Genomic DNA, 1,485 nt, shown 5'->3' with positions numbered 1-1,485 from the left:
GGTCCCGGATGTGCACCACCCCGCACACGTCGTCGAGGCCGCCCGGGCCGGTCACCGGGGCCCGGGACCGACCGGCCGCGGCGAGCCGCCGCATCCCCTCGGCGGCGGCCAGGCCGGCCGGCAGCAGGGTCACCTCCCGGCGCGGGACGAGGATCTCCCGCAGCGTCCGCCCGGCGATGTCGAACGCGCCGGTGAGGATCTCCCGCTGCTGCGCCGACAGGCCGCGCTGGCTGACCAGCATCTCGCGCAGCTCCTCCTCGGTGACCTCCTCCCGCCGGGCACGCGGATCCCCGCCGGCCAGCCGGACCACCACGTCGGTGGTGTGGCTGAGCAGCGCGACGGCCGGGCGGGAGAGGCGGGCCAGCACGGTCAGCGGACGGGCGCTGACCAGCCCCCAGCGCTCCGCGCGCTGCATCGCCAGCCGCTTGGGCGCCAGCTCTCCGACGACCAGGGTGACGAAGGTGAGCGCCATGGTGACCAGCAGGACGGCCACCGGATGCGCCGCCGGGCCGAGGAAGCGCAGCGGACCGACCAGCGGCTGGGCCAGCGACACGGCGGCGGCGGCCGAGGCGAGGAAGCCGGCCAGGGTGATGCCGAGCTGGACGGTGGCCAGGTAGCGGTTGGGGTCCCGGGCCAGGTGGGCCAGCCGGGCACCGGCCCGGCTATGGCGGGCCAGCCGGCGCAGTTGCCCCTCGCGCAGCGACACCAGCGCCATCTCGCTACCGGCAAGTCCCGCGTTGACCAGGATCAGGACGACCACCAGGGCGAGCTGACCGACCATCACACCCCCTTCGCGCCGCCTCACACCACTCAACCGGAGCAGGGTTCGCGCCGGGGCCGGGTCAGTCGTTTTCGAGGTCGTCGAGGGAGATGGCGTGGGTCATCAGCCACCGGGCCAACGCGGCCATCCCGAACAGCCACAGCGGCGCCGACTCGGTGGTCCCGTTCGTGGCGAAGATGGCGAACCGCAGGTCCGGTGCCCGGTACGCCTCGATCCGCCAACGGTGGTTCTTGTCCCGCCAGACCGCCGAAGGGTCCATGGCGCCACGGTAGGCGACCGCGTCGGCCCCGGGGGCCGCCTTCGCCCCGCCGGTCAGCCGGGCGGTGCCACCACCTCGCGGGCGTCGTCGGGCAGCCGACGGGTGGCGCCGCGACGGTCCAGCAGCTCCAGCAGCGGCACCGCGACCCGGCGGGTGGTGTCCAGCGCCTGCCGGGCGGCGCTGAGCGTGAACGGCTGCGGCAACCGGGCCAGCACCCGGACCGCGTCGTCGAGTGCGCCGGGCAGCAGCACCACGTTGTCGGCGAGCTTCAGCAGGGCACCGGCCCGGACCGCCGCGCCGATCTCCCTTGGGCCGAGTCCCAGGTCGGCGAGGCGGTGCGCCTCGGGAGCCTGGAAGGGCCGGTCGCCGTACTCGGCCCGGACCCGGTTCACCGCGCGGGCCACCGGCTCGGGCAGCGCGTCGCCCGCCGTCGCGGTGACCCGGC

The 1,485-nt window shown here is 75.9% G+C and carries 3 protein-coding genes; all 3 read right to left on the bottom strand.

Annotated elements, in window-relative coordinates; all coding sequences use genetic code 11:
* Positions 1-781 (bottom strand): CNNM domain-containing protein (locus DKL51_RS32615; RefSeq protein ID WP_124813182.1); only part of this gene is annotated, 781 nt, incomplete at its 3' end.
* Positions 782-842: 61 nt separating this feature from the next.
* On the bottom strand, positions 843-1,040 hold the full coding sequence (locus tag DKL51_RS32610; protein ID WP_109944258.1) for a hypothetical protein: 198 nt from the start codon (positions 1,038-1,040) through the stop codon (positions 843-845).
* A gap of 53 nt (positions 1,041-1,093) precedes the next feature.
* Positions 1,094-1,485 (bottom strand): SelB domain-containing protein (locus tag DKL51_RS32605; protein WP_185735001.1); only part of this gene is annotated, 392 nt, incomplete at its 5' end.

The organism is Micromonospora globispora, from assembly GCF_003857015.1.
Taxonomy (GTDB): Bacteria; Actinomycetota; Actinomycetes; order Mycobacteriales; family Micromonosporaceae; genus Micromonospora; species Micromonospora globispora.
This window is presented reverse-complemented; position numbering and strand designations above follow the sequence as displayed.

Bases quoted from the DNA above. Each gene is read 5' to 3' on its own strand.
- DKL51_RS32610 (WP_109944258.1), bottom strand. From the start codon at position 1,040: ATGGACCCTTCGGCGGTCTGGCGGGACAAGAACCACCGTTGGCGGATC.